This window comes from Staphylococcus sp. GDY8P57P (genome assembly GCF_017892585.1).
In the GTDB taxonomy this organism is placed as follows: Bacteria; Bacillota; Bacilli; order Staphylococcales; family Staphylococcaceae; genus Staphylococcus; species Staphylococcus borealis.
In genome coordinates, this window is sequence record NZ_JAESLK010000029.1 from 1 (window position 1) to 6,135 (window position 6,135).

Below are 6,135 nucleotides of genomic sequence, written 5' to 3' on the forward strand. Positions count from 1 at the left end.
CAGAAGACTCCTTTTTGTTAAAATTATACTATAAATTCAACTTTGCAACAGAACCAACAAAATCGTGAAACAGGCGAAAGAAAGTTGTATCGAGTGTGGTTTTGTAAATCCAGGCTTTGTCCAATGTGCAACTGGAGGAGAGCAATGAAACATGGCATTCAGTCACAAAAGGTTGTTGCTGAAGTTATTAAACAAAAGCCAACAGTTCGTTGGTTGTTTCTCACATTAACAGTTAAAAATGTTTATGATGGCGAAGAATTAAATAAGAGTTTGTCAGATATGGCTCAAGGATTTCGCCGAATGATGCAATATAAAAAAATTAATAAAAATCTTGTTGGTTTTATGCGTGCAACGGAAGTGACAATAAATAATAAAGATAATTCTTATAATCAGCACATGCATGTATTGGTATGTGTGGAACCAACTTATTTTAAGAATACAGAAAACTACGTGAATCAAAAACAATGGATTCAATTTTGGAAAAAGGCAATGAAATTAGACTATGATCCAAATGTAAAAGTTCAAATGATTCGACCGAAAAATAAATATAAATCGGATATACAATCGGCAATTGACGAAACTGCAAAATATCCTGTAAAGGATACGGATTTTATGACCGATGATGAAGAAAAGAATTTGAAACGTTTGTCTGATTTGGAGGAAGGTTTACACCGTAAAAGGTTAATCTCCTATGGTGGTTTGTTAAAAGAAATACATAAAAAATTAAACCTTGATGACACAGAAGAAGGCGATTTGATTCATACAGATGATGACGAAAAAGCCGATGAAGATGGATTTTCTATTATTGCAATGTGGAATTGGGAACGGAAAAATTATTTTATTAAAGAGTAGTTCAACAAACGGGCCAGTTTGTTGAAGATTAGATGCTATAATTGTTATTAAAAGGATTGAAGGATGCTTAGGAAGACGAGTTATTAATAGCTGAATAAGAACGGTGCTCTCCAAATATTCTTATTTAGAAAAGCAAATCTAAAATTATCTGAAAAGGGAATGAGAATAGTGAATGGACCAATAATAATGACTAGAGAAGAAAGAATGAAGATTGTTCATGAAATTAAGGAACGAATATTGGATAAATATGGGGATGATGTTAAGGCTATTGGTGTTTATGGCTCTCTTGGTCGTCAGACTGATGGGCCCTATTCGGATATTGAGATGATGTGTGTCATGTCAACAGAGGAAGCAGAGTTCAGCCATGAATGGACAACCGGTGAGTGGAAGGTGGAAGTGAATTTTGATAGCGAAGAGATTCTACTAGATTATGCATCTCAGGTGGAATCAGATTGGCCGCTTACACATGGTCAATTTTTCTCTATTTTGCCGATTTATGATTCAGGTGGATACTTAGAGAAAGTGTATCAAACTGCTAAATCGGTAGAAGCCCAAACGTTCCACGATGCGATTTGTGCCCTTATCGTAGAAGAGCTGTTTGAATATGCAGGCAAATGGCGTAATATTCGTGTGCAAGGACCGACAACATTTCTACCATCCTTGACTGTACAGGTAGCAATGGCAGGTGCCATGTTGATTGGTCTGCATCATCGCATCTGTTATACGACGAGCGCTTCGGTCTTAACTGAAGCAGTTAAGCAATCAGATCTTCCTTCAGGTTATGACCATCTGTGCCAGTTCGTAATGTCTGGTCAACTTTCCGACTCTGAGAAACTTCTGGAATCGCTAGAGAATTTCTGGAATGGGATTCAGGAGTGGACAGAACGACACGGATATATAGTGGATGTGTCAAAACGCATACCATTTTGAACGATGACCTCTAATAATTGTTAATCATGTTGGTTACGTATTTATTAACTTCTCCTAGTATTAGTAATTATCATGGCTGTCATGGCGCATTAACGGAATAAAGGGTGTGCTTAAATCGGGCCATATTGTTGTATAAGTGATGAAATACTGAATTTAAAACTTAGTTTATATGTGGTAAAATGTTTTAATCAAGTTTAGGAGGAATTAATTATGAAGTGTAATGAATGTAACAGGGTTCAATTAAAAGAGGGAAGCGTATCATTAACCCTATAAACTACGTCTGCCCTCATTATTGGAGGGTGAAATGTGAATACATCCTATTCACAATCGAATTTACGACACAACCAAATTTTAATTTGGCTTTGCATTTTATCTTTTTTTAGCGTATTAAATGAAATGGTTTTGAACGTCTCATTACCTGATATTGCAAATGATTTTAATAAACCACCTGCGAGTACAAACTGGGTGAACACAGCCTTTATGTTAACCTTTTCCATTGGAACAGCTGTATATGGAAAGCTATCTGATCAATTAGGCATCAAAAGGTTACTCCTATTTGGAATTATAATAAATTGTTTCGGGTCGGTAATTGGGTTTGTTGGCCATTCTTTCTTTTCCTTACTTATTATGGCTCGTTTTATTCAAGGGGCTGGTGCAGCTGCATTTCCAGCACTCGTAATGGTTGTAGTTGCGCGCTATATTCCAAAGGAAAATAGGGGTAAAGCATTTGGTCTTATTGGATCGATAGTAGCCATGGGAGAAGGAGTCGGTCCAGCGATTGGTGGAATGATAGCCCATTATATTCATTGGTCCTATCTTCTACTCATTCCTATGATAACAATTATCACTGTTCCGTTTCTTATGAAATTATTAAAGAAAGAAGTAAGGATAAAAGGTCATTTTGATATCAAAGGAATTATACTAATGTCTGTAGGCATTGTATTTTTTATGTTGTTTACAACATCATATAGCATTTCTTTTCTTATCGTTAGCGTACTGTCATTCCTGATATTTGTAAAACATATCAGGAAAGTAACAGATCCTTTTGTTGATCCCGGATTAGGGAAAAATATACCTTTTATGATTGGAGTTCTTTGTGGGGGAATTATATTTGGAACAGTAGCAGGGTTTGTCTCTATGGTTCCTTATATGATGAAAGATGTTCACCAGCTAAGTACTGCCGAAATCGGAAGTGTAATTATTTTCCCTGGAACAATGAGTGTCATTATTTTCGGCTACATTGGTGGGATACTTGTTGATAGAAGAGGTCCTTTATACGTGTTAAACATCGGAGTTACATTTCTTTCTGTTAGCTTTTTAACTGCTTCCTTTCTTTTAGAAACAACATCATGGTTCATGACAATTATAATCGTATTTGTTTTAGGTGGGCTTTCGTTCACCAAAACAGTTATATCAACAATTGTTTCAAGTAGCTTGAAACAGCAGGAAGCTGGTGCTGGAATGAGTTTGCTTAACTTTACCAGCTTTTTATCAGAGGGAACAGGTATTGCAATTGTAGGTGGTTTATTATCCATACCCTTACTTGATCAAAGGTTGTTACCTATGGAAGTTGATCAGTCAACTTATCTGTATAGTAATTTGTTATTACTTTTTTCAGGAATCATTGTCATTAGTTGGCTGGTTACCTTGAATGTATATAAACATTCTCAAAGGGATTTCTAAATCGTTAAGGGATCAACTTTGGGAGAGAGTTCAAAATTGATCCTTTTTTTATAACAGGAATTCAAATCTTTTTGTTCCATTAAAGGGCGCGATTGCTGAATAAAAGATACGAGAGACCTCTCTTGTATCTTTTTTATTTTGAGTGGTTTTGTCCGTTACACTAGAAAACCGAAAGACAATAAAAATTTTATTCTTGCTGAGTCTGGCTTTCGGTAAGCTAGACAAAACGGACAAAATAAAAATTGGCAAGGGTTTAAAGGTGGAGATTTTTTGAGTGATCTTCTCAAAAAATACTACCTGTCCCTTGCTGATTTTTAAACGAGCACGAGAGCAAAACCCCCCTTTGCTGAGGTGGCAGAGGGCAGGTTTTTTTGTTTCTTTTTTCTCGTAAAAAAAAGAAAGGTCTTAAAGGTTTTATGGTTTTGGTCGGCACTGCCGACAGCCTCGCAGAGCACACACTTTATGAATATAAAGTATAATGTGTTATACTTTACTTGGAAGTGGTTGCCGGAAAGAGCGAAAATGCCTCACATTTGTGCCACCTAAAAAGGAGCGATTTACATATGAGTTATGCAGTTTGTAGAATGCAAAAAGTGAAATCAGCTGGACTAAAAGGCATGCAATTTCATAATCAAAGAGAGCGAAAAAGTAGAACGAATGATGATATTGACCATGAGCGAACACGTGAAAATTATGATTTGAAAAATGATAAAAATATTGATTACAACGAACGTGTCAAAGAAATTATTGAATCACAAAAAACAGGTACAAGAAAAACGAGGAAAGATGCTGTTCTTGTAAATGAGTTGCTAGTAACATCTGACCGAGATTTTTTTGAGCAACTGGATCCAGGAGAACAAAAACGATTTTTTGAGGAAAGTTATAAATTATTTTCCGAACGATATGGCAAGCAAAATATTGCTTATGCAACAGTTCATAATGATGAGCAAACCCCTCACATGCATTTAGGTGTTGTGCCTATGCGTGATGGAAAACTGCAAGGAAAAAATGTGTTTAATCGTCAAGAACTGTTATGGCTACAAGATAAATTCCCCGAGCATATGAAAAAACAGGGTTTTGAGTTGAAGCGTGGTGAACGTGGCTCTGACCGTAAACATATTGAGACAGCTAAATTTAAAAAACAAACTTTGGAAAAAGAGATTGATTTTCTAGAAAAAAATTTAGCAGTTAAAAAAGATGAATGGACTGCTTATAGCGATAAAGTTAAATCAGATTTAGAAGTACCAGCGAAACGACACATGAAAAGTGTTGAAGTGCCAACGGGTGAAAAGTCCATGTTTGGTTTGGGAAAAGAAATAATGAAAACAGAAAAGAAACCAACCAAAAATGTTGTTATATCGGAGCGTGATTATAAAAACTTAGTGACTGCTGCGAGAGATAACGATAGGTTAAAACAGCATGTTAGAAATCTCATGAGTACTGATATGGCGAGAGAATATAAAAAATTAAGTAAAGAACATGGGCAAGTTAAAGAAAAATATAGTGGTCTTGTAGAGCGATTTAATGAAAATGTAAATGATTATAATGAGTTGCTTGAAGAAAACAAGTCTTTAAAGTCTAAAATAAGCGATTTAAAGCGTGATGTGAGTTTAATCTATGAAAGCACTAAGGAATTCCTTAAGGAACGTACAGACGGCTTAAAAGCCTTTAAAAACGTTTTTAAGGGGTTTGTAGACAAGGTAAAGGATAAAACAGCACAATTCCAAGAAAAACACGATTTAGAACCTAAAAAGAACGAATTTGAACTAACTCATAACCGAGAGGTAAAAAAAGAACGAAGTCGAGATCAGGGAATGAGTTTATAAAATAAAAAAAGCACCTGAAAAGGTGTCTTTTTTTGATGGTTTTGAACTTGTTCTTTCTTATCTTGATACATATAGAAATAACGTCATTTTTATTTTAGTTGCTGAAAGGTGCGTTGAAGTGTTGGTATGTATGTGTTTTAAAGTATTGAAAACCCTTAAAATTGGTTGCACAGAAAAACCCCATCTGTTAAAGTTATAAGTGACCAAACAAATAACTAAATAGATGGGGGTTTCTTTTAATATTATGTGTCCTAATAGTAGCATTTATTCAGATGAAAAATCAAGGGTTTTAGTGGACAAGACAAAAAGTGGAAAAGTGAGACCATGGAGAGAAAAGAAAATCGCTAATGTTGATTACTTTGAACTTCTGCATATTCTTGAATTTAAAAAGGCTGAAAGAGTAAAAGATTGTGCTGAAATATTAGAGTATAAACAAAATCGTGAAACAGGCGAAAGAAAGTTGTATCGAGTGTGGTTTTGTAAATCCAGGCTTTGTCCAATGTGCAACTGGAGGAGAGCAATGAAACATGGCATTCAGTCACAAAAGGTTGTTGCTGAAGTTATTAAACAAAAGCCAACAGTTCGTTGGTTGTTTCTCACATTAACAGTTAAAAATGTTTATGATGGCGAAGAATTAAATAAGAGTTTGTCAGATATGGCTCAAGGATTTCGCCGAATGATGCAATATAAAAAAATTAATAAAAATGGTTCTGTTGCAAAGTAAAAAAATATAGCTAACCACTAATTTATCATGTCAGTGTTCGCTTAACTTGCTAGCATGATGCTAATTTCGTGGCATGGCGAAAATCCGTAGATCTGAAGAGACCTGCGGTTCTTTTTATAT

Annotated in this window: 5 protein-coding genes and 2 pseudogenes; 6 read left to right on the forward strand and 1 reads right to left on the reverse strand. The window is 35.2% G+C overall.

All coding sequences use genetic code 11. The annotated features are described in order from the left end of the window. The first annotated feature begins 42 nt into the window (after positions 1–42). From KA878_RS09965 to KA878_RS09990, 6 genes and pseudogenes are all read left to right on the forward strand, one after another. Positions 43–852, forward strand: a complete 810-nt coding sequence (locus KA878_RS09965) for a protein rep (protein ID WP_203265331.1) — start codon at positions 43–45, stop codon at positions 850–852. A 168-nt stretch (positions 853–1,020) separates the two neighbouring features. Then, on the forward strand, positions 1,021–1,782 hold the full coding sequence (aadD1, locus tag KA878_RS09970; RefSeq protein WP_001014230.1) for an aminoglycoside O-nucleotidyltransferase ANT(4')-Ia: 762 nt from the start codon (positions 1,021–1,023) through the stop codon (positions 1,780–1,782). A 210-nt stretch (positions 1,783–1,992) separates the two neighbouring features. Further along, positions 1,993–2,055: a tetracycline resistance efflux system leader peptide gene (locus KA878_RS14660; RefSeq protein WP_012779615.1), complete on the forward strand. Its 63-nt coding sequence runs from the start codon at positions 1,993–1,995 to the stop codon at positions 2,053–2,055. Positions 2,056–2,088: 33 nt separating this feature from the next. Next, the gene (gene tet(L) / locus KA878_RS09980) at positions 2,089–3,465 is read left to right on the forward strand and encodes a tetracycline efflux MFS transporter Tet(L) (RefSeq protein WP_001574277.1); all 1,377 of its coding nucleotides are present in this window, start codon (positions 2,089–2,091) and stop codon (positions 3,463–3,465) included. 563 nt (positions 3,466–4,028) lie between these two features. Continuing rightward, complete coding sequence (mobV, locus tag KA878_RS09985) at positions 4,029–5,291, forward strand: MobV family relaxase (protein ID WP_000119405.1); 1,263 nt, start codon at positions 4,029–4,031, stop codon at positions 5,289–5,291. A 244-nt stretch (positions 5,292–5,535) separates the two neighbouring features. After that, a pseudogene (locus tag KA878_RS09990) lies at positions 5,536–5,997 on the forward strand (protein rep); the annotation flags it as partial. Between the two features lie 59 nt (positions 5,998–6,056). On the opposite strand, the pseudogene KA878_RS09995 reads toward KA878_RS09990, so the two are convergent. Next, positions 6,057–6,135: pseudogene (locus tag KA878_RS09995) on the reverse strand (IS6 family transposase); the annotation flags it as partial.